Source organism: Acidovorax sp. GW821-FHT09A11 (assembly GCF_059418365.1).
Map to the genome: position 1 here is coordinate 568129 of NZ_JBWKPS010000003.1, position 18035 is coordinate 586163.

General features: G+C 67.8%; 20 protein-coding genes. 15 read left to right on the forward strand and 5 right to left on the reverse strand.

Annotation, left to right across the window (positions count from 1 at the left end; translation table 11 throughout):
* Nucleotides 1-2: 2 nt before the first annotated feature.
* Nucleotides 3-686 (reverse strand): TetR/AcrR family transcriptional regulator, encoded by a 684-nt coding sequence (locus AC07PV_RS10210; protein ID WP_218296475.1) that lies wholly within the window; start codon nucleotides 684-686, stop codon nucleotides 3-5.
* Nucleotides 687-889: 203 nt separating this feature from the next.
* Between AC07PV_RS10210 and AC07PV_RS10215 the strand changes: the two genes are divergently transcribed.
* The 6 genes from AC07PV_RS10215 (at nucleotide 890) to AC07PV_RS10240 (ending at nucleotide 5940) form a co-directional block, all read left to right on the forward strand.
* Complete coding sequence (locus tag AC07PV_RS10215; protein ID WP_218339242.1) at nucleotides 890-2314, forward strand: FAD-binding oxidoreductase; 1425 nt, start codon at nucleotides 890-892, stop codon at nucleotides 2312-2314.
* A gap of 166 nt (nucleotides 2315-2480) precedes the next feature.
* Nucleotides 2481-3365, forward strand: a complete 885-nt coding sequence (locus AC07PV_RS10220) for a class I SAM-dependent methyltransferase (RefSeq protein ID WP_494630152.1) — start codon at nucleotides 2481-2483, stop codon at nucleotides 3363-3365.
* Between the two features lie 231 nt (nucleotides 3366-3596).
* Nucleotides 3597-4154 carry a GNAT family N-acetyltransferase gene (locus tag AC07PV_RS10225; RefSeq protein WP_218339243.1) on the forward strand — a complete coding sequence of 186 codons (558 nt, stop codon included), beginning with the start codon at nucleotides 3597-3599 and terminating at the stop codon, nucleotides 4152-4154.
* Nucleotides 4155-4172: 18 nt separating this feature from the next.
* Nucleotides 4173-4922, forward strand: a complete 750-nt coding sequence (locus AC07PV_RS10230) for a hypothetical protein (protein ID WP_218339244.1) — start codon at nucleotides 4173-4175, stop codon at nucleotides 4920-4922.
* A gap of 13 nt (nucleotides 4923-4935) precedes the next feature.
* Nucleotides 4936-5127: a metallophosphoesterase family protein gene (locus AC07PV_RS10235; RefSeq protein ID WP_370627744.1), complete on the forward strand. Its 192-nt coding sequence runs from the start codon at nucleotides 4936-4938 to the stop codon at nucleotides 5125-5127.
* A gap of 231 nt (nucleotides 5128-5358) precedes the next feature.
* Complete coding sequence (locus AC07PV_RS10240; RefSeq protein WP_255590939.1) at nucleotides 5359-5940, forward strand: metallophosphoesterase family protein; 582 nt, start codon at nucleotides 5359-5361, stop codon at nucleotides 5938-5940.
* A gap of 12 nt (nucleotides 5941-5952) precedes the next feature.
* On the opposite strand, the gene AC07PV_RS10245 is transcribed toward AC07PV_RS10240, so the two are convergent.
* Together AC07PV_RS10245 and AC07PV_RS10250 are read right to left on the reverse strand one after the other, a co-directional pair.
* The gene (locus AC07PV_RS10245; RefSeq protein ID WP_218339245.1) at nucleotides 5953-6297 is read right to left on the reverse strand and encodes an antibiotic biosynthesis monooxygenase family protein; all 345 of its coding nucleotides are present in this window, start codon (nucleotides 6295-6297) and stop codon (nucleotides 5953-5955) included.
* Entirely contained in the window at nucleotides 6294-6638 is a 345-nt protein-coding gene (locus tag AC07PV_RS10250) for an NIPSNAP family protein (RefSeq protein ID WP_218339246.1), read from the reverse strand. The genes AC07PV_RS10245 and AC07PV_RS10250 overlap by 4 nt, the downstream gene beginning before the upstream one ends.
* 77 nt (nucleotides 6639-6715) lie before the next feature.
* Between AC07PV_RS10250 and AC07PV_RS10255 the strand changes: the two genes are divergently transcribed.
* Nucleotides 6716-7441 carry an ArsR/SmtB family transcription factor gene (locus AC07PV_RS10255; protein ID WP_494630154.1) on the forward strand — a complete coding sequence of 242 codons (726 nt, stop codon included), beginning with the start codon at nucleotides 6716-6718 and terminating at the stop codon, nucleotides 7439-7441.
* Nucleotides 7441-7764 (forward strand): YnfA family protein, encoded by a 324-nt coding sequence (locus tag AC07PV_RS10260; RefSeq protein WP_218296719.1) that lies wholly within the window; start codon nucleotides 7441-7443, stop codon nucleotides 7762-7764. The genes AC07PV_RS10255 and AC07PV_RS10260 overlap by 1 nt, the downstream gene beginning before the upstream one ends.
* A gap of 3 nt (nucleotides 7765-7767) precedes the next feature.
* Here AC07PV_RS10260 and AC07PV_RS10265 read toward each other — a convergent pair whose 3' ends face one another.
* Entirely contained in the window at nucleotides 7768-8613 is an 846-nt protein-coding gene (locus AC07PV_RS10265; RefSeq protein ID WP_218296468.1) for a FadR/GntR family transcriptional regulator, read from the reverse strand.
* 262 nt (nucleotides 8614-8875) lie between these two features.
* Here AC07PV_RS10265 and AC07PV_RS10270 point away from each other — a divergent pair, with 262 nt between their 5' ends.
* The 7 genes from AC07PV_RS10270 (at nucleotide 8876) to AC07PV_RS10300 (ending at nucleotide 16370) form a co-directional block, all read left to right on the forward strand.
* Entirely contained in the window at nucleotides 8876-10081 is a 1206-nt protein-coding gene (locus AC07PV_RS10270; protein ID WP_494630155.1) for an ABC transporter substrate-binding protein, read from the forward strand.
* 187 nt (nucleotides 10082-10268) lie between these two features.
* A complete protein-coding gene (locus tag AC07PV_RS10275; protein WP_218296466.1) occupies nucleotides 10269-11129 on the forward strand; it encodes a branched-chain amino acid ABC transporter permease in 861 nt (286 codons plus the stop codon).
* An 11-nt stretch (nucleotides 11130-11140) separates the two neighbouring features.
* Complete coding sequence (locus tag AC07PV_RS10280) at nucleotides 11141-12136, forward strand: branched-chain amino acid ABC transporter permease (protein ID WP_494630245.1); 996 nt, start codon at nucleotides 11141-11143, stop codon at nucleotides 12134-12136.
* Nucleotides 12133-12918, forward strand: coding sequence for an ABC transporter ATP-binding protein (locus AC07PV_RS10285; protein WP_218296464.1), 786 nt, complete (start codon nucleotides 12133-12135; stop codon nucleotides 12916-12918). Before AC07PV_RS10280 ends, AC07PV_RS10285 begins: the two co-directional genes overlap by 4 nt.
* Nucleotides 12915-13619, forward strand: coding sequence for an ABC transporter ATP-binding protein (locus tag AC07PV_RS10290; protein WP_218296463.1), 705 nt, complete (start codon nucleotides 12915-12917; stop codon nucleotides 13617-13619). The genes AC07PV_RS10285 and AC07PV_RS10290 overlap by 4 nt, the downstream gene beginning before the upstream one ends.
* A 25-nt stretch (nucleotides 13620-13644) precedes the next feature.
* Nucleotides 13645-14904, forward strand: coding sequence for a Zn-dependent hydrolase (locus AC07PV_RS10295; RefSeq protein ID WP_494630156.1), 1260 nt, complete (start codon nucleotides 13645-13647; stop codon nucleotides 14902-14904).
* Entirely contained in the window at nucleotides 14901-16370 is a 1470-nt protein-coding gene (locus AC07PV_RS10300) for a M81 family metallopeptidase (protein WP_494630157.1), read from the forward strand. The genes AC07PV_RS10295 and AC07PV_RS10300 overlap by 4 nt, the downstream gene beginning before the upstream one ends.
* Nucleotides 16371-16390: 20 nt before the next feature.
* Here the strand turns inward: AC07PV_RS10300 and AC07PV_RS10305 are convergent, their stop codons facing one another.
* The gene (locus AC07PV_RS10305) at nucleotides 16391-17944 is read right to left on the reverse strand and encodes an ABC transporter substrate-binding protein (protein WP_218339491.1); all 1554 of its coding nucleotides are present in this window, start codon (nucleotides 17942-17944) and stop codon (nucleotides 16391-16393) included.
* Nucleotides 17945-18035: the final 91 nt, after the last annotated feature.

Consider the following 18035-nt stretch of genomic DNA (forward strand, 5'->3'; position numbering starts at 1 on the left):
GCCTAGCGGCGAGGCGCTCGCGCCTTGGCGGGCGCGGCACTGGCGGCTGCGGCTTCACATCGGGTGGCGATCAGGTCGGCCAAGCAGGCCAGCTGGGCTTGTTGCGCAGCATCCGGCGTGTCCTGCCGCGCAGGTGCAAAAAGCTGCAGCATCCCCAGCCCGCGCAGCGAGGACAGCACTAGGCCCAGCAGGCCATCGCGGTCGGCCTCGTGGGCCAGTTCGGGAAATGCCTTGAAGAACCCGTCGCGCATGCGCGCCTGCACGCTCTGGCGCAGCTCGGCAATGTGGCCCAGCACTTCCGGCTGGTTGCGGCAGCCCAGATAGATGTTCCAGGCCACGATGAAGCGCGGCTGCGCATAGACCAGGCCCCAGACGGCCTGCACGAAAAGGGTCGCCCTCTCGCGGGGCGCCAGCGTGCTGTCGGGCCAGAGTGCGCCCGACAGCACGCTGGACTCGATCAGCTCGCTGAGCACGTTCATCATCAGCACCGCCTTGGACGTGAAGTGGTGCTGCACCGCCCCCGACGTCATGCCCGCCGACTTGGCCAGCTCATGGATGGACATCTCCTCCAGGCTGCGGTTCTGGATCACATCGATGGCCGTGGCGATCAGGTGCTGGCGGGTGGCGGCGCTGCGCTCGGCATGCGTGCGGCGCACCCCCGCCTTGGGGGAAACACGGTGGTTCATGGCGCTTTCACAATATACATTTCAAACGTAATGTATTTAAGCGAACACCCGCGAACAAGCCCGTGAATACCCGCACCACGCCGCGCAGTGCCCGCGCGCCTTGTGCACCCGCGGGGTCCGGGCCAGCTTGCACCTGCCTGACCACTGCCATGGCGCCCCGCAAAAGCCGGTGGTATTCTTTTCGATCACCCTGGAGACAACCCATGAACGCCCCCACCGCTGCCGCCCACCTTCTCCCCGAAATCAACCTGCGCGAAGTGCCCCAGGCCCTCATCGAAGCGCTGCAGACCCGCTTTGGTGCGCGGTGTTCGCTGGCCCAGGCCGTGCGCGAGCAGCATGGCCGGGACGAAGGTTCCTTCCAGGCGCCGCCACCTTCCGCTGTCGTGTTCGCCGAGAGCACGCAGGACGTGGCCGACGCCGTGAAGCTGGCCAGCCAGTACGAGGTGCCGGTGATTCCCTACGGCGCCGGCTCCTCGCTCGAAGGCCACCTGCTGGCCGTGCAGGGCGGCATCAGCATTGACGTGAGCCGCATGAACCAGGTGTTGAGCATCAATGCCGAAGACCTCACCGTGACCGTGCAGCCCGGCATCACGCGCAAGCAGCTCAACGATGCGATCAAGGACACGGGCCTGTTCTTCCCCATCGACCCCGGCGCCGATGCCAGCATTGGCGGCATGAGCGCCACGCGCGCCAGCGGCACCAACGCCGTGCGCTACGGCACCATGCGCGAGAACGTGCTGGCGCTGCAGGTGGTCACGGCCAGCGGCGAAGTCATCCACACCGGCACGCGCGCCAAGAAGAGCAGCGCGGGCTACGACCTCACGCGCCTGATGGTGGGCAGCGAGGGCACGCTGGGCATCATGACCGAGATCACCGTGCGCCTGTACCCGCTGCCCGAGGCCGTGAGCGCCGCGATCTGCTCGTTCCCGAGCATCGAGGCCGCCGTGCACACCGTGATCCAGACCATCCAGCTCGGCGTGCCGATCGCGCGCGTGGAACTCATCGACCACCACACGGTGCGCATGGTCAACGCGCACAGCAAGCTCACCCTGCGCGAAGAACCCATGCTGCTGATGGAGTTCCACGGTTCGCCATCGAGCGTGAAGGAGCAGGCCGAGACGGTGCAGGACATCGCCAGCGAGTTTGGCGGCAATGCCTTTGAATGGGCCAGCACGCCCGAGGAACGCACGCGCCTGTGGACCGCGCGGCACAACGCCTACTTCGCCGCCGTGCAAAGCCGCCCCGGCTGCCGCGCCATCAGCACCGACACCTGCGTGCCCATCAGCCGCCTGGCCGACTGCCTGCTCGACTCGGTGCAGGAAGCCGAGGACAGCGGCATCCCTTACTTCCTGGTGGGCCATGTGGGCGACGGCAACTTCCACTTTGGCTACCTGCTCGACCCCAACATCCCCGAAGAACGCGTGACCGCGGAAGACCTGAACCACAAGCTGGTGGCCCGCGCGCTGAGCATGGGCGGCACCTGCACGGGCGAGCACGGCGTGGGCCTGCACAAGATGGGCTTCCTGCTCGATGAAACCGGGGCTGGCGCGGTGGACATGATGCGCGCCATCAAGCGGGCGCTGGACCCGAAGAACATCCTGAATCCGGGAAAGATCTTCGCGCTGTAGCCACCGCGTGGCGCAGCCCCCGTCCCGGGCGGCCCATGCTGCCCTTCGAAAGCTGTGCGCATCCGCAAGACGGGCCGCGGGCGAGCCCCATGGCCCTCGCTAGCGCCGCGGCGGCGGCGGTCTTGATGCCCCCGGGAAGACGGCGGGTGCCTTCTAGAATGAAGGCATGATCAAATACTCCTTCCCAGCCGCGCCGGTGACCTACCGGCCCGCCGCCAGCACCCCCGCCACCATGGCCGGCGAGTTGATCGACTACCAGGCGTGCCCGTTGTGCGAGAGCAAGGCCTTTCGGCCGCTGCGCAGCGCGGACTGTTCCCACCACCCTCGCTACAGCCAAGAACTCTCCCGCACCATGGATTGGAGCCAATGCACGGCGTGCCAGCATGTTTTTCGCAGCGGCTACTACTCCGAAGCGGCGCTGAATGTCGTTTTCCGTGGCACCAACGAATCCCAGGTGGTGGGCTATGACCTGGAACGGCAGCGCTATGTGTCTGCGCAGATGATCGAGAAGGTGCTGTCCTACCAGACGGGAGGCACGTGGCTGGACGTGGGGTTTGGGAATGCATCGCTTCTGTTCACCGCGCAGGAGTACGGCTTCGATCCCGTGGGCCTGGACCTGCGTCCGCAATCGGTGGAAGAGCTGCGCAGATGGGGGGTGGCGGCCCATTGCCAGGACGTCACAGGGTTCGAGCTGCCGCGGCCGGCCAGTGTGGTCAGCATGGCGGATGTGCTGGAGCACATGCCGTTTCCCAAGGTGGGCCTGCATGCCGCCCACCGGCTGCTGCAACCCGGGGGGGTGCTGCTGATCTCCCTGCCCAACCTGGGCTCCTTGGTCTGGAAGGCGCTGGATGCGAACAACGCGAACCCCTACTGGGGTGAAATCGAGCACTATCACAACTTTGACCGCGACCGGCTGTACGCGCTGCTGGCCGAATGTGGCTTCCGGCCCGTGCGCTATGGCATCAGCCAACGCTACCGCGTGTGCATGGAAGTGATTGCCGTGAAGGTCGGGGCGGACAGCGCACACCACACACCGCCACAACTGCGATGACCCACGGAAATCCCGATGAGGGGCCTTGGCTTGCGGCCCGCTGGAGGGAGGGCGCCGGCTCTGGTCCAGTGGCCGCTTGACACGCCGCGGATGGGATGGCCGGTGGCGGCCCTCCGTGCGGGGCTCGCGCTCCGCCCCCCATCTTTGCGGCAGTGTCATGGCAAAAGGCCGCACGGCGCCGTGTCAGAAAGCGCACGTTGTCCCGCCGAAATCTCCAAGACGAAAGAGCCCATGCAGAACGCCAGCCCCGCAGAACGCGCACTTCAGGTCGCCCTGGTCGCCGAATACCAGCATGCCTCGCTGGCCAACCTGCTGTGTGAGCTGCACGCCTTCTACAACGAGGGCGCCACGCCCTCTCGGCAGGTGGTGATGGAGCACCTCCGCCAGAACCTCCTGGCGCCCGGCTCCGCCCAGCGTTTGCTGGTGGCTTCGCGCAGCGACGGCGTTGTGGTGGGCCTGGCGGCGTTCTCGCTGGTGTATTCGCTGGTCGAATTTGCAGAGGAGCAGCGCAGGCATTGCCAGCTCAAAGAGCTGTACGTGAGTTCGGCCGAGAGAAGCCAGGGGACTGGCCGGGCGCTCATGTCCGGGCTCGCCCGATATGCCTTGGACCACGGCTGCCGCCGCATCGACTGGCCCGTGAAGGCGTCGAACGTCGGGGGAATCCTGTTCTACGAAAGCCTCGGTGCCCAGCGTGTGGCCGAACGGCTCAGCTACCGGCTGACTGCGCCCGCACTGGGCCGGCTGGCCCAGGACCGTGGATGTGCCGGCGCAGGGCCCGCACTGAACTGAAAACCGGAGACCTGCGCCTTGTTTCGATCTTTCGTCCTTCTGCTCGCCCTGCTGGGCGGCGCGGCCTTCGGCGGGTTGCTTCTGGTGTCGCTGCTGCAACCCACCTGGATTGAACGCGGTGCACGCGAGCTCATCCGCCAGCACATCGAGCACAAGACGGGCGAGAAGCTCCAGGCCCTGGACGAACGCTTCCTGAACGCGCAAGCACGGGTCTTCTTGCGCGGCAAGGAGCAGGAGATCGACGCCGCGCGCAAGGCGCTGTCGGCCGGCCTGCCCGCCCGGGTCGCCGCCATTGCGGCCGAGATGGGGATCCCGGCCTGCGAATGCCGCAAACGGCGGCAGCAGCGGCTGGAGTTGCAGATCGGCACCGCGCAGCAGATGCAGGCCCAGCTCGATGCGCTGATCCGCAGCGCCTACATGGATACGGCCGAGAAGCTGCTGCGCGAATTGCGCATCTTCAGCGGTGCCAACGCCCTGGCGTTCGCCCTGCTGGGCCTGGCCGCATGGCGGCGGCCCCACGGCGCAGTTGGGGCATCGCTGGTGCCGGCCACCGCCACGCTCCTCGTGGCAACGCTGGCGAGCAGCGCTGTCTACCTCTGGGGCCAGAACTGGCTGCAGACCATCGTGTTCGGCAGCTATGTGGGCTGGGCCCAGCTGGCTTACATCGCGCTGGTGTATGCGTGGCTGTGCGATCTCTTGTTCAACCGGGCACGCATCAGCCTGCACCTGTGCCAGGGCAGCCTGAGCGGCGCTGTGTCCCCCTGCTGAAAGCCACCACCCCATGCGCATGGCCCTCGTCTCCGACATCCATGGCAACCTCGCCGCACTGGAAGCGGTGGCCGCCGACATCCGCCGCCGGGGCGCTGACCAGGTGGTGAACCTGGGCGACAACCTCCAAGAACCTGTTCAAGGTGTTTTCGGGGTCGCACAAGTACCTTGCCGGGATGGGATGCTAGGCGCAGTGCGCAGTTGATAGCTTGGCTATCAACAAGCGCCGCAACGCCGCAGACCGCCCGGCAAGGCACTTGCCCGAAGGGTTGGAGTGAAATCGGGCGATTGAATGCCCCGGCTGCTTGCATGGGCACGAGCCCATGCAGCGCATCCGAGGCATCCACTCATCCCGATTGCACTTCAATGCGATTCCCGAAAACACCTTGAACAGGTTCTCGGCCCGCTGCTGCCGCGCGAGACGGCGCAGTGGCTGATGGCGTCGGGCTGGCTATCACTGGCGGGCAACCACGAGCGCCAGGTTCTGGAACTGCGCCCCGGGCGCGGCGGCCCTTCGGACCAGTACGCGCACGCACAGCTCACCGAGGCGGAGTTCACCTGGCTGCGCACGCTCAAGGCCTGGCATCGCTTCAGCGACGACATTTACCTGTGCCACGGCTCGCCGCGCAGCGACCACGAATATCTGCTGGAAACATTGGACGGCAGCACACTGCGCCTGGCCACCCCAGCAGAGATATCCGACCGGCTGGGCGGCGAGCATTCACCGGTCATCACATGCGGCCACACCCACGTGCCCCGCGCAGTGCGGCAGGGTGCAAGCCTGCTGGTCAACCCCGGCAGCGTGGGACTGCAGGCCTACAGCGATGACCACCCCGTGCCCCACGCGGTGCAGACCGGGACACCCGACGCACGCTATGCCTTCATCGAACAGCGCGCAGGCGGCTGGCATTGCGAACACATCTGCGTGCCCTACGACCACGCGGCCATGGCGGCGCTGGCCCGGCAACACGGGCGCCCGGACTGGGAGCACGCACTGCTCACTGGCTACGCCGCCTAGTCCGCGCGCCCATCAGCCGTGCACTGACCGCGAATCTGCGGGAGCCTGGTCACGGTCATGCATGCCGTAGTCGCGCACCACGGCGGCAACGCGCAGGCGGTAGTTGTCGAAGATCCGCTCGCGACCGGCTTTCTGCGTGGCGCGGTGGGCTTCCATCTGGCGCCATTGCGCAACTGCCTCCTCGTCACGCCAGAACGAAAGCGACAGCAGCTTGCCGGGAGCACTGAGGCTCTCGAACCGTTCGATGGAGACAAACCCGTCGATCTGCTCCAGCAAAGGCCGCAACGCAGCGGCAGCGCCCAGATAAGCGTCCTGCTGGCCCGGAGCGGGCTGCACCTCGAAGATGACGGCCATCATGCGCGGGTCTCCAGCGGGCGTGCGGGCAGGCCCAGCGTGCCTTCCACGCCCTGCGTGAACGTGCGCTCCTCGCGCAGGATGAAGCGCTTTTCCTGCGCCATGGCGAAGTTGGCGCGGCCCTCCGGGTCGGTGCGCAAGCGGGCGCGGTAGGCCTCGTAGGCGGCCAGCGACTCGAAACCTATGAGCCCCCAGGCCTCGTAGTTGCTGCCCTCGTGCGGCAGGAAGTAGCCGATCAGGTGGCCGCCGCAGCGCGGGATGATCTGGCCCCAGCGGCGTGCGTATTCGGCGAACAGCTCGCGCTGGAAGGGGTCGATGTCGTAACGGATGAAGCAGGTGATCATGGTGCGTGGCCCTGTGCGTTGTGAGGGCCTCACGATAGGCGCTTGACGGCCCGTGATGGTTCGCTCAACATCGAACCATGAAAGATGGTCCCCACATTGCGCGCATTGCCGCGCTCATCGGCGACGCCGGTCGCGCCGAAGTCCTCACCGCGCTGATGTCCGACCGCGCGCTCACGGCCACCGAGCTGGCCGAAGTTGCCGGCGTCACCAAGCAGACCATCAGTGCCCACCTGGCCAAGCTGCTCGATGCAGGCCTGCTGACCGTCGAGCACCAGGGCCGCCACCGCTACTTCCGGCTGGCCGACCGCGATGTGGCACACCTGCTGGAATCGCTGATGAACGTGGCCTTCCGCGCGGGCGCGGTGCGCCTGCGCTCCAGCCCGCGCGAGCCTGCCTTGCGCCGCGCACGCATGTGCTACGACCACCTGGCCGGCGAAGTGGGCGTGCAGTTTTATGAAGCCCTGGTGCGCCAGGGGCTGCTGCAGGCCACGCCCCAGGGTGCGGCGGTAACGCCCGCCGGCGCGCAATGGTTTGCCCAGGTCGGGATCGACACCCCCGCCCTGGCCCAGCAGCGGCGCATGCTGTGCCGCCCTTGCCTGGACTGGAGCGAACGCCGCCACCACCTGGGCGGCGCGCTGGGGGCTGCGCTGCTGCAGCGGCTCTTCGAGGGCGGCTGGGCACACCGCGCACAGGGCTCGCGCGTGGTGCATTTCACGCCCAAGGGTGAGCTGGCGTTGCGCCAGTGGTTGGCCACCACCTCCAACGCACCCCCATCCATCCCCCTCCTCGGCCCCGGGACATGATGAAGACCCTGCTGCTTTTCATCGCCACCGCCCTGGCTGAAATCGTGGGCTGCTACCTGCCCTGGCTGTGGCTCAAGCAGGGCAAGCCCATGTGGCTGCTGCTGCCCGCGGCACTGAGCCTTGGTCTGTTCGCATGGTTGCTCACCTTGCACGACACGGCAGGCGCGGGGCGCGTTTACGCGGCCTATGGCGGGGTCTACATCGGCGTGGCCCTGGCGTGGCTGTGGGTGGTGGACGGCATCCGGCCCACGCCGTGGGACGTGGCGGGCGTGCTGGTCGCGCTGGCGGGCATGGCGCTTATCGTGCTGCAACCCGCGCGCTGACACCTATTCCCCGGCCTTCGGCAACTTCACGCCCTTGGTGGCCTTGGGCCGCACATGGGCCGAGCGCGGACTGCGCAGGGTGTCGGCATCGAGGATCAGCCGGCCCTGGATGCGCCCCTTCATGCGCTTGACGCTGCTGGCCGCGTCCTGCATGTGGCGCGCCATCAGCGTGCGCACCGTCTCCACGTCGCGCACGCGTGCGGCCCGCACGATCTCGCGGTGGAAATTGGCATTCACTTCGCCAAAGCGCCGGTGCTCGGCCTTGGGCGTGCGGTTGCCGTAGACGATGAGCTGGCGCAGCATCTCGTTGATCAGCTCGCAATTGAAGCGCAGGAACGGATTCGGGTTGGCCGCGGCCAGGATGTCGTGGAAGTTCACGTCCTCGCGCCGCTGGCTGAGCATGTCCTCGCTGCTCGACGCCGGGTCGCAGCAGGCGATGGAGTGCTCCAGCGCCTCGAAATCGGCCTCGGTCAGGTGCGGCACGGCGCCGGCGGCCAGCTCGGGCTCCAGGAACTGGCGCACGGCGTAGATGTTGTCGATGGTCACTTCCTGGAAGAACAGGTAGTTCTGCATGAACTGCAGGGTGCGGTCCAGCGGCACCTCGGCGATGGTGCCCCCGCCCGAGGGGCCGGTGGAGATGGTCACCAGCCCCTGCACCTCCAGCGACTTGAGCGCCTCGCGGATGGTGCCCTTGCTCACCTCGAACTGCGCCTGCAGCTCGCTCTCGCGCGGCAGGCGGTCGCCCGGGCTCAGGTTCTTCTCGGTGATGAGGCGCTTGATCTCCTGCGCCACCAGGTCGGGGCGCTTGAGGGCTTTGAGCGGCTTCTGTGTGGACGTTTTGGTTGCCATGTTCAGGGAATTGTCGTTGGTCGGCCGGCAGCCACGGCGGTGCCTCCGCGCGGCGAAGTACCGCCCATGGTGCAGTGTATGCACCGCAAGGGGGCAGCGGAAGGGATGCAGGGTTTCCACGCACGGTGTTTATTCTATTTATCACTATAAATAGCAGAAATGAGCGCCAACGGCGCTCTGCGGCGGTGGCACGCAGTGTGCTTTGCACAAGCCGTGCCCCGCTATCGGCCAGCCGGCCTCAACCCCTCCACAGGAGCCCCCCATGCACCGTCGCCACCTCTTGCAACTCTCTGCCCTGGGCGCACTGCCCGCATCGCTGGGCCTGGCCCAGAGCGCCTGGGCGCAGTCCAGCGGTGCCATCCAGTTCGGCTGCCCGGTGCCCATGTCGGGCGCGTTCGCGGCCAACGGCAAGTTCGCCGACCTGGGCATGAAGCTGGCCATAGAGCAGTACGGCACGGCCCTCAAGCGCCCCCTGGCCTACACGGTGCTGGACACGGAAGGCAAGCCAGCCACGGCCGTGCGCAAGGTGCAGGAGTCCTCGCAGCAGCAGGGCACGCGCTTTTTCGCGGGCGGCATCCTGTCGTCCGAATCGCTGGCCATGGGCAAGGAGGCCGAGAAGGCCGGCGGCATCTTCATCACCACCGCCGGCGCCGACGAGATCACGGGCAAGGACTGCAACGCCGCCACCTTCCGCTGGTCGGTGCCCACCTTCGGCGCCATCGAGCAGACGGTGCGCCCCCTGGCCGAGGCCCTGCCCAAGGCCAAGCGCTGGTACACCATCACGCCGCAGTACGTGTTCGGCGACGGCCTGCTGTCGGCCGCCAAGAACATCTTCAAGGAAAAGGGCCTGGAGCACGTGGGCAACAGCTACCACTCGCTGACCGAAAAGGAGTTCAGCGGCTACCTGACCAACGCCATGGCCGCCAAGCCCGACGTGCTGCTGCTGCTCAACTTCGGCTCGCAGTCGTCCGACGCGCTGCGCCAGGCCGTGAGCTTCGGCATGCACAAGAACATGACCATCCTGGTGGCCTGGGCCTCGGGGCTGGAGCAGTTCGAGTCGCTGGGTGCCGACCTGTGCGAAGGCATCTACTTCGGCGCGCAGTACTGGCACACGGCCAACGCGCCGCTCAACCTCGACCTGGTCAGGCGCAGCAACGACAAGTTCAAGTCCAACCCCAACTACAGCCTGGCGGGCTCGTACATCTGCACCAAGCTCATGATCGACGGCATCATCAAGGCCGGCACGGTGGAGCCCAAGGCCGTGATCGCCGCCATGGAAGGCATGAAGTACCAGGGCCTCACGGGCGACGAAGAGATCCGCAAGGGCGACCACCAGGTGCTCAAGAACTACTACCTGCTCAAGGGCAAGGCCAAGGCGAAGATGGCCAACAAGGACGACTACGTGGACGTGGTCAGCTCGGGCAAGTCCTTCCTGCCCCTGGACCAGACCGGCTGCAAGCTCACCTGACACGTATTGGCCTTCAACCGGCTGGCGTCGCTGGGAAGCCTTGCCGTGCTAACGCACTGTCTGCGGCTTCCCGCCTGGCCATCCGGCTGAAGACAAACCCGCGGTGACGCTCGCAAGCTCTGCCGCATCGCCCTCCTCCACGGCCCGCAGCCGCGCGCCTTGGGATTTTTCCTTCCATCTCTCGCCCATGAACATCTACCTGCTACAGGCCATCAACGGGATCGGCATCGGCATGCTGTACTTCCTGCTGGCGGTCGGCCTGTCCATCGTGTTCGGCCTGCTGCGCTTCGTGAACTTCGCGCACGGGGCGTTCTACCTGCTGGGCGCCTACTTCTGCTTCCAGATGACGCGCTGGGGCCTGAGCTTCTGGCTGGCGCTGGCCGTGGTGCCACTGGTCGTGGGCGCCCTGGGCTGGCTCACCGAAAAGCTGGTGCTGCGCCACGTGTATTCCAAGCCGCACGAGTTCCACATCCTCGTCACCGTGGGCCTGGCCCTGGCGATCCAGGAACTGGTGATCCTGCAGTGGGGCCCGCTCGGCGACAGCGTGCCGGTGCCCGACCTGCTGCAGGGCGTGGTCATGTGGGGCGGCATCGTCTACCCCAAGTACCGGCTGTTCGTGATCGGTTTCACCGCCGTGCTGGCCGTGGGCCTGTGGTACGTGCTCGAAGGCACGCGCCTGGGCAGCGCGGTGCGCGCGGGCAGCGAGTCGACGGAGATGGTCTCGCTGCTCGGCATCAACGTGTTCCGCATCTTCAGCCTGGTGTTCGCGCTGGGTGCGGCCACTGCGGCGATTGCCGGCGTGCTGGCCGCCCCCATGCGCGGGGCCGAGCCCTTCATGGGCATCGAGGCGCTGGGCGTGGCCTTCATCGTGGTGGTGGTCGGGGGCATGGGCAGCTTTGCCGGAGCGCTGATCGGCGGTCTGCTGATCGGCATCGTGCAGAGCGTGATGAGCACCGTGTGGCCCGAGGGGGCGCGCCTGATGATCTACATCGCCATGGCCGCCGTGCTGCTGTTGCGCCCGCATGGCCTGCTGGGCCGCAAAGGATGAACACCACCATGATGACAATCTTGCGCAAAAATTTCCACCTGCTGCTGGCGCTGGCCGTGGTGCTGGCGATGCCGCTGACCATGCAATCGGGCTCGCTCGCCAGCGAGGTGCTGATCTATGGCCTGGCCGCCATGGGCTGCAACCTGCTGCTGGGCCACACCGGGCTGCTGTCCTTCGGGCAGGGCATCTTCTTCGGCCTGGGCAGCTACACCATCGCCCTCACGCTCACGCGCTGGCCCCTGCCCATGCCGCTGGCCCTGGCGCTCGCCGTGGTGATGGGCGCGCTGGGCGCGGCCATCGTGGGCTGGGTCGCCATCCGCCAGCGCGGCACCTACTTCGTGATGCTGACCCTGGCCTTCGCGCAGATGTTCTACTTTCTCGCCTACTCCATGCCTGGCATCACGGGCGGCGACAACGGGCTGATGGACATCCCGCGCCCCTCGCTGGCCGTGGGCGGCCTCACGCTGTGGCCGCTGGCCTCGCCCTGGCAGTACTACGGCTTCGTGGCCACGGTGTTCCTGGTGGCCTTCTGGCTGCTGCAGAAGGTGTCGGCCTCGGTCTTCGGGCGCACGCTGCTGGCGGTGCGCGACAACGAGGAGCGCGCGGGCGCCATCGGCTACAACCTCAAGCTGCTCAAGCTGCAGGCCTTCGTGATCTCGGGCGCGGTGACCGGCCTGGCCGGCGCGCTGCACGCCATGATGACGGGCATCGCCCCGCTGGCGAGCGCCGAGTACCACACCAGCGAAATGATCCTCGTCATGACCGTCATCGGCGGCACGGGCAACCTGCTGGCCTCGCTGCTCGGCTCGGCCTTCTACCTGCTGGTCGGCGACTGGCTGTCCACGCTGTGGCCGCGCTGGCTGCTGATCCTGGGCGTGGTGCTGATGGTGGTGAGCCTCGGCATGCAGCGCGGCCTGTGGGGACTGGGCGAGTCGGCCTGGAACCTGCTGCGCGGCAAGGGCCGTGGCGGCAAGGATGACGTCAGCACGCAAGGAGGCCACCCATGAGCACCGCCACCCCCTCCCCCATCCTGCTCGAAGCCGTGGGCGTGGAAAAACGCTACGACAAGTTCGCCGCACTGGCGGGCGTGGACCTCAAGGTGCGCGCCAACACGGTCCATTCGGTCATCGGCCCCAACGGCGCCGGCAAGACCACGCTGTTCCACATGCTCACGGGCACCAAGAACGTGAGCGGCGGGCGCATCGTGTTCGACGGGCACGACGTGACGCACGAGCCCGACCACCGCCGCGTGCAGCGCGGCATGGCGCGCTCCTTCCAGGTGACCAGCCTGTTCCTCACCCTGCCCGTGCGCGAGAACCTGCGCCTGGCCGCCCAGGGCACGGCGCCGCGCCATGCGCTCAACTGCTGGCATGCGCCGCAGGGCGCGCGCTCGCAGGCCGAGGTGGTGGCCAGCGTGCTGGCGCGCCTGGGGCTGGAGCGCCATGCCGACACGCCGGTGGGCAACCTCTCGCACGGCCAGCAGCGCCGGCTGGAGGTGGGCATGGCGCTGGCGGCACGGCCCAAGGCCATCTTCCTGGACGAGCCCACCTCGGGCATGGGCATCGACGACCTGGACGACATGAAGCGGCTGATCCAGGGCCTCAAGGACGAGCACACCGTGGTACTCATCGAGCACAACATGAACATCGTGATGGACATCTCCGACACCGTGACGGTGATGCAGCAGGGCCGCGTGCTGGCCGAAGGGCACCCGCACGCCATCCGCAGCGACGACCGGGTGCGCAGCGCCTACCTGGGCAACATGATCACGGGGGGCAAGGCGGCATGACGATCCTCGACATCCAGGGGCTGCACGCCCACTACGGCAAGAGCCATGTGCTGCAGGGCGTGGACCTGCGCGTGGGCGACGGCGAGCTGGTCACCCTGCTCGGGCGCAACGGCGCGGGCAAGACCACCACGCTCAAGAGCATCTGCGGCGTGGTGCCGCCCACCCAGGGCCGCGTGCGCTTCGCGGGTGACGAGGTGCAGGGCCTGGCCACGCACGCCATCGCCCAGCGCGGCGTGTGCCTGGTGCCCGAGCACCGCGGCATCTTCAAGCTGCTCACGGTGGAGGAGAACCTGCTGCTGGGCCAGCGCAAGCGCTCGCCCTGGCAGTTGCCGGACATCTACCGCATCTTTCCGCGCCTCAAGGAGCGGCGCGGCAATGGCGGCGGCCAGCTCTCGGGCGGCGAGCAGCAGATGCTGGCCATCGGCCGCGCGCTGATGAATGCGCCGCGCCTGTTGATGCTGGACGAGCCCGTGGAAGGGCTGGCCCCGGTGATCGTGGAAGAGATCGTGGCGCAGCTCAAGACCATCAAGGCCGCCGGTGTGGCCATTTTGCTGGTGGAGCAGAACCTGGAGGTCTGCACCCAGCTGGCCGACCGGCACTACGTGATCGAACAGGGCGCCATCGTGCACGAGGCGGACAACACCGCCTTTCTCGCCGACGACGCCATCAAGGACCGCTATCTGGGCGTGGGCCTGGCATAGATTTTTCAGGAATTCGACTGTGGACATGACGACGACCCCCTCCCCTACCCTGCAACCGCGCGTGAACGGCGCGCGCCTGTGGCAATCGCTGATGGACCTGGCGCAGATAGGCGCCACGCCCAAGGGCGGCGTGTGCCGCCTGGCCCTCACCGCGCTGGACGGCGAAGGCCGCGACCTCTTCGTGCGCTGGGCGCGCGATGCCGGCTGCAGCGTGCGAACCGACGCCATCGGCAACATCTTCGCGCGCCGCGCGGGGCGCAACGACGCCCTGCCCCCGGTGATGACCGGCAGCCACATCGATACCCAGCCCACGGGCGGCAAGTTCGACGGCAACTACGGTGTGCTTGCCGGCATCGAGGTGGTGCGCACGCTGAACGACCTGGGCATCGTGACCGAAGCCCCGATCGAGGTGGCGGTGTGGACCAATGAAGAGGGCTCGCGCTTCGTGCCGGTGATGATGGGCTCGGGCGTGTTCGCCGGCGCCTTCACGCTGGAGCACGCGCTGGCCCAGCGCGACGCGCAGGGCACCAGCGTGGCCGAGGCGCTGGCCGCCATCGGCTATGACGGCGAGCACGAGCCCACGCCGCCCGTGGGCGCGTATTTCGAGGCGCACATCGAGCAGGGCCCGGTGCTGGAGGCCAACGGCTGCGTGATCGGCGTGGTGCAGGGTGCCCTGGGCCAGCGCTGGTACGACGTGAGCGTGCAGGGCATGGAGGCCCATGCCGGCCCCACGCCCATGGCGCTGCGCCGCGATGCCCTGCTGGCCGCCAGCACGCTGGTGGCCGAGGTGAACCGCATCGCCCTGGCCCATGCACCGCATGCGCGCGGCACGGTGGGCGTGCTGGAGGTGTTCCCGAGTTCGCGCAACGTGATCCCCGGCAGCGTGCACATGACCGTGGACCTGCGCGCCGCCGACGATGCCATGCTGCTGCAGATGGATGCGGAGTTGCGCACCGCCTGCGAGCGCATCGGCACGGCCCACCGCACACCCATCGCGGTGGAGCAGGTGGTGTACTTCCCGCCGCAGCCGTTTGCGCCCGCGCTGGTCGAAGGCGTGCGCGCCGATGCCCAGGCACTGGGCTACAGCGCCATGGACGTGGTCAGCGGTGCCGGGCACGACGCCGTGTACCTGGCGCGCCTGGCGCCCACGGCCATGGTCTTCGTGCCCTGCGCCGACGGCATCAGCCACAACGAGATCGAGGACGCGGAGCCCGAGCACCTGGAGGCCGGGTGCAACGTCTTGCTGCAGGCCATGCTGCGCAGCGCCCGGGTGGTCGCCGCATGAAGATCCTCATCGCCCGCCTGAACCACGAGACCAACACCTTCTCGCCCGTGCCCACGCCCCTGGAGGCGTTTGCACCCACCTACGGCGAGGATGCCCTGCGCGACAACCTGGGCATGCGCACGGCCATGGCGGCCTTCATCGACCTGGCCCGGGGCCTGGGCGCCACGCTGGTCACGCCGGTGTCGGCCATGTCTAACCCCAGCGGCAAGGTGCACGCCGCGGCCTACGAAGAACTGACCCGCCGCATCGTGGAGGCAGCGCCGGGCTGCGACGCCATCCTGCTGGACCTGCATGGCGCCATGGTGGCCGAGAACAGCCCCGACGGCGAAGGCGACCTGCTCGCGCGCGTGCGCGCAGCGGCGCCCGGCGTGCCCATCGGCGTGGCGCTGGACCTGCACGGCAACATCACGCCCAAGATGGTCGCCAACGCGGATGTGATGGTCGGCTTCAAGACCTACCCGCACATCGACATGTACGAGACCGGCGAGCACGCGGGCCGCCTGCTGCTGGCCATGCTGCAGGGCCAGGCGCGCTACAGCGTGCGCTGGCACCAGCTGCCCATGATGGGCCACACCCTGCGCAGCACCACGCTGCAGGGCGCCATGCTGCGCGCGGTGGACGCCGCCCGCGCTGCCGAGGCCGACGGCGTGCCGGCCGTGTCAGTGTTCGCGGGGTTCTCGCTGGCCGACATCGAGGCGCCGTTCATGAGCGTGGTGGTCACCGGCCTTGCCGATGCACCCGAAGCAGCCCAGGCCGTGGCCGACCGCATCGCGGCCACCATCTGGCACGAGCGCACCGAGTTCGTCTACGACAGCGAGCCCCTGGCCGACTCCCTACAGCGCGCCCAGGCACTCACCGCGGGCGCCAGCCGCCCGGTGCTGCTGCTGGACCACAGCGACAACTGCATGTCCGGCGGCACCTGCGATTCCATGGACGTGCTGCAGGCCGCCCTGGCCGAGGGCCTGGACGACATCGCCGTGGGCCCGCTGTGCGACCCCGAGGCCGTGGCCGAACTCGTGGCGGCCGGCGTGGGCGCGCAGTGCATCGTGCGCCTGGGCAACAAGGTGCCGCTCACGCAACTGGGGGTATCCAAGGAGCCCGTGGCGCTCAGCGGCACGGTGCGCGCCATCAGCGACGGCGAGTACACCGTGACCGGGCCCATCTACACCGGGCAACGCTGCGCCATGGGCCGCACCGTGCTGTTCGACACCGGCAGCGCCCTCATCGTGGTGACCGAGAAGACGCACGAGCCCTGGGACCTGGGGGTGTTCTCGTGCGTGGGGGTGGACCCCACGGCGCACCGCTTCGTGCTGCTCAAGTCGCGCATGTACTGCCGCCCGGTGTTCGTGCCGCTGTCGCATGCGCTGGTCGAATGCGACAGCCCTACCGGCGTGACCAGTTCCAACTACGCGCTGTTCCCATTCAAGAACGTGCGCCGGCCGGTGTTCCCGCTCGACGCGGTTTGATGGAACACCGGGGGCACAGGTCAGTTCACCTTGATTAAACGCCAGTCGATGCGGTTGTCGGGGCGCTGCACCAGCTCGACGTTCTTCTTCATCGCCCAGGCCAGCATCTGGTTGTGCAGGGGGATGTTGGCCACGGTGTCGTTCTGCAGCTGCAGGCCTTCGGTCAGCAGGCGGTTGCGCACGGGCTGGTCGGTCTCGGTCTTCACGCGGTCCACGATGTAGTCCATGCGTTCGTTGCTGTAGCGGCCCAGGTTGTAGTTGCCATCGCCGCCCGTGGTCTTGGTGCGGGTGAGCGATTGCAGGGTGTACAGCGCGTCGAAGGTCGGCACGCCCCAGCTGAGCAGGGTGATGCTGGCCTCGTGCCGCTGGGCCATGGGGTAGTAGGTGATGGAGGGCATGGTGCGCAGCTTGGCCCTGACGCCCACGCGCGCCCACATCGAGGTGATGGCCTGGCACAGGTTCTCGTCCTGGATGATGGAGTTGTTGCTGCAGGCGAAATCGACCTCGAAGCCGTCCTTGTAGCCCGCATCGGCCAGCAGCGCCCTGGCCGCGTTGGTGTCGTAGGGCAGGCGCTTGTCCACCGCCTCCGTCCAGCCGTTGACCAGGGGCGAGACGATGGCGCCCGTGGGCTTGGACATGCCGCGCATGGTCACGCGCTGCAGCGTGGCCACGTCGATGGCCTGGTACAGCGCCTTGCGCACGCGCAGGTCCTTGAGCGGGTTCTTGCCCTTGACGCTGCTGCCCGGCAGCTCGTCGCGGAACTGGTCCAGGGCCAGGTAGATGGTGCGGTTCTCGACCATCTCCATCACCTTGATGTTCGGGTTGGCCCTGAGGCGCTCCAGGTCCTGCAGGCTGGTGTCGCGCACCATGTCGACCTCGCCCGAGAGCAGGGCCGCGACGCGCGTGGCCTCGGACTTGATGGGTGTGTAGACGATCTCGGTGACGTTGCCCTCGGTCTTGCCGGCGTTCCACCACTGCGGGTTGGCGGCAAAGACCAGCTTCTGGTCGGGCACCCATTCCTTGAGCACGAAGGGCCCGGTGCCCATGGCATTGCGGTGAGAGAAGGTCTCGTCCTTGGACTTGATGTCCTTGGGCTCCACGGCATTGTTCTTCTCTGCCCAGGCCTTGCTCATCACGCGCAGCTCGGTCAGCTGGTTGAGCAGCACCGGGTTGGGGTTCTTCAGGAAGATGTCGATGGTCTCGCCGTCGACCTTGGCGATGCGCTCCATGCCCTGGGTGTAGATGGCGTAGGTGGAGGTCTTGCTCATCGCGCGCTGCAGCGAATACACCACGTCGTCGGCCGTCATGGGCGATCCGTCGCTGAACTTCACGCCCTGGCGCAGCTTCACGCGCAACTGCGTGGGGCTGACCTGCTGCCACGAGGTCGCCAGGAGCGGCTCGACCTTGAGCGTGCGGCTGTTGAACATCACCAGCGACTCGTACACCGCCGCATGGATGCCATTGCCCAGGGCACTGTTCTGCGAGTGGATGTCCATGGACTGGATGTCGGTGGACCCGGCCCAGCGGAACGTCTTGGCGTGCGCGCCCGGCATCGCGGCCACCCACGCCGCCATGGCCAGCACGGGCACGAGCCAGCGGCGGCCTGGCCTTGCGGTGCCGGCCCCGCGGGGCGCGGCGGGCTGCGGGTGCGCAGGGTGCCGCGCC

Excerpts from the sequence above, each read along its gene's own strand:
- AC07PV_RS10210 (WP_218296475.1), bottom strand. The coding sequence starts at position 686 with ATGAACCACCGTGTTTCCCCCAAGGCGGGGGTGCGCCGCACGCATGCC.
- AC07PV_RS10215 (WP_218339242.1), top strand. The coding sequence starts at position 890 with ATGAACGCCCCCACCGCTGCCGCCCACCTTCTCCCCGAAATCAACCTG.
- AC07PV_RS10220 (WP_494630152.1), top strand. The coding sequence starts at position 2,481 with ATGATCAAATACTCCTTCCCAGCCGCGCCGGTGACCTACCGGCCCGCC.
- AC07PV_RS10225 (WP_218339243.1), top strand. The coding sequence starts at position 3,597 with ATGCAGAACGCCAGCCCCGCAGAACGCGCACTTCAGGTCGCCCTGGTC.
- AC07PV_RS10235 (WP_370627744.1), top strand. The coding sequence starts at position 4,936 with ATGCGCATGGCCCTCGTCTCCGACATCCATGGCAACCTCGCCGCACTG.
- AC07PV_RS10240 (WP_255590939.1), top strand. The coding sequence starts at position 5,359 with ATGGCGTCGGGCTGGCTATCACTGGCGGGCAACCACGAGCGCCAGGTT.
- AC07PV_RS10245 (WP_218339245.1), bottom strand. The coding sequence starts at position 6,297 with ATGATGGCCGTCATCTTCGAGGTGCAGCCCGCTCCGGGCCAGCAGGAC.
- AC07PV_RS10250 (WP_218339246.1), bottom strand. The coding sequence starts at position 6,638 with ATGATCACCTGCTTCATCCGTTACGACATCGACCCCTTCCAGCGCGAG.
- AC07PV_RS10255 (WP_494630154.1), top strand. The coding sequence starts at position 6,716 with ATGAAAGATGGTCCCCACATTGCGCGCATTGCCGCGCTCATCGGCGAC.
- AC07PV_RS10260 (WP_218296719.1), top strand. The coding sequence starts at position 7,441 with ATGAAGACCCTGCTGCTTTTCATCGCCACCGCCCTGGCTGAAATCGTG.
- AC07PV_RS10265 (WP_218296468.1), bottom strand. The coding sequence starts at position 8,613 with ATGGCAACCAAAACGTCCACACAGAAGCCGCTCAAAGCCCTCAAGCGC.
- AC07PV_RS10270 (WP_494630155.1), top strand. The coding sequence starts at position 8,876 with ATGCACCGTCGCCACCTCTTGCAACTCTCTGCCCTGGGCGCACTGCCC.
- AC07PV_RS10275 (WP_218296466.1), top strand. The coding sequence starts at position 10,269 with ATGAACATCTACCTGCTACAGGCCATCAACGGGATCGGCATCGGCATG.
- AC07PV_RS10280 (WP_494630245.1), top strand. The coding sequence starts at position 11,141 with ATGACAATCTTGCGCAAAAATTTCCACCTGCTGCTGGCGCTGGCCGTG.
- AC07PV_RS10285 (WP_218296464.1), top strand. The coding sequence starts at position 12,133 with ATGAGCACCGCCACCCCCTCCCCCATCCTGCTCGAAGCCGTGGGCGTG.
- AC07PV_RS10290 (WP_218296463.1), top strand. The coding sequence starts at position 12,915 with ATGACGATCCTCGACATCCAGGGGCTGCACGCCCACTACGGCAAGAGC.
- AC07PV_RS10295 (WP_494630156.1), top strand. The coding sequence starts at position 13,645 with ATGACGACGACCCCCTCCCCTACCCTGCAACCGCGCGTGAACGGCGCG.
- AC07PV_RS10300 (WP_494630157.1), top strand. The coding sequence starts at position 14,901 with ATGAAGATCCTCATCGCCCGCCTGAACCACGAGACCAACACCTTCTCG.
- AC07PV_RS10305 (WP_218339491.1), bottom strand. The coding sequence starts at position 17,944 with ATGGCGGCGTGGGTGGCCGCGATGCCGGGCGCGCACGCCAAGACGTTC.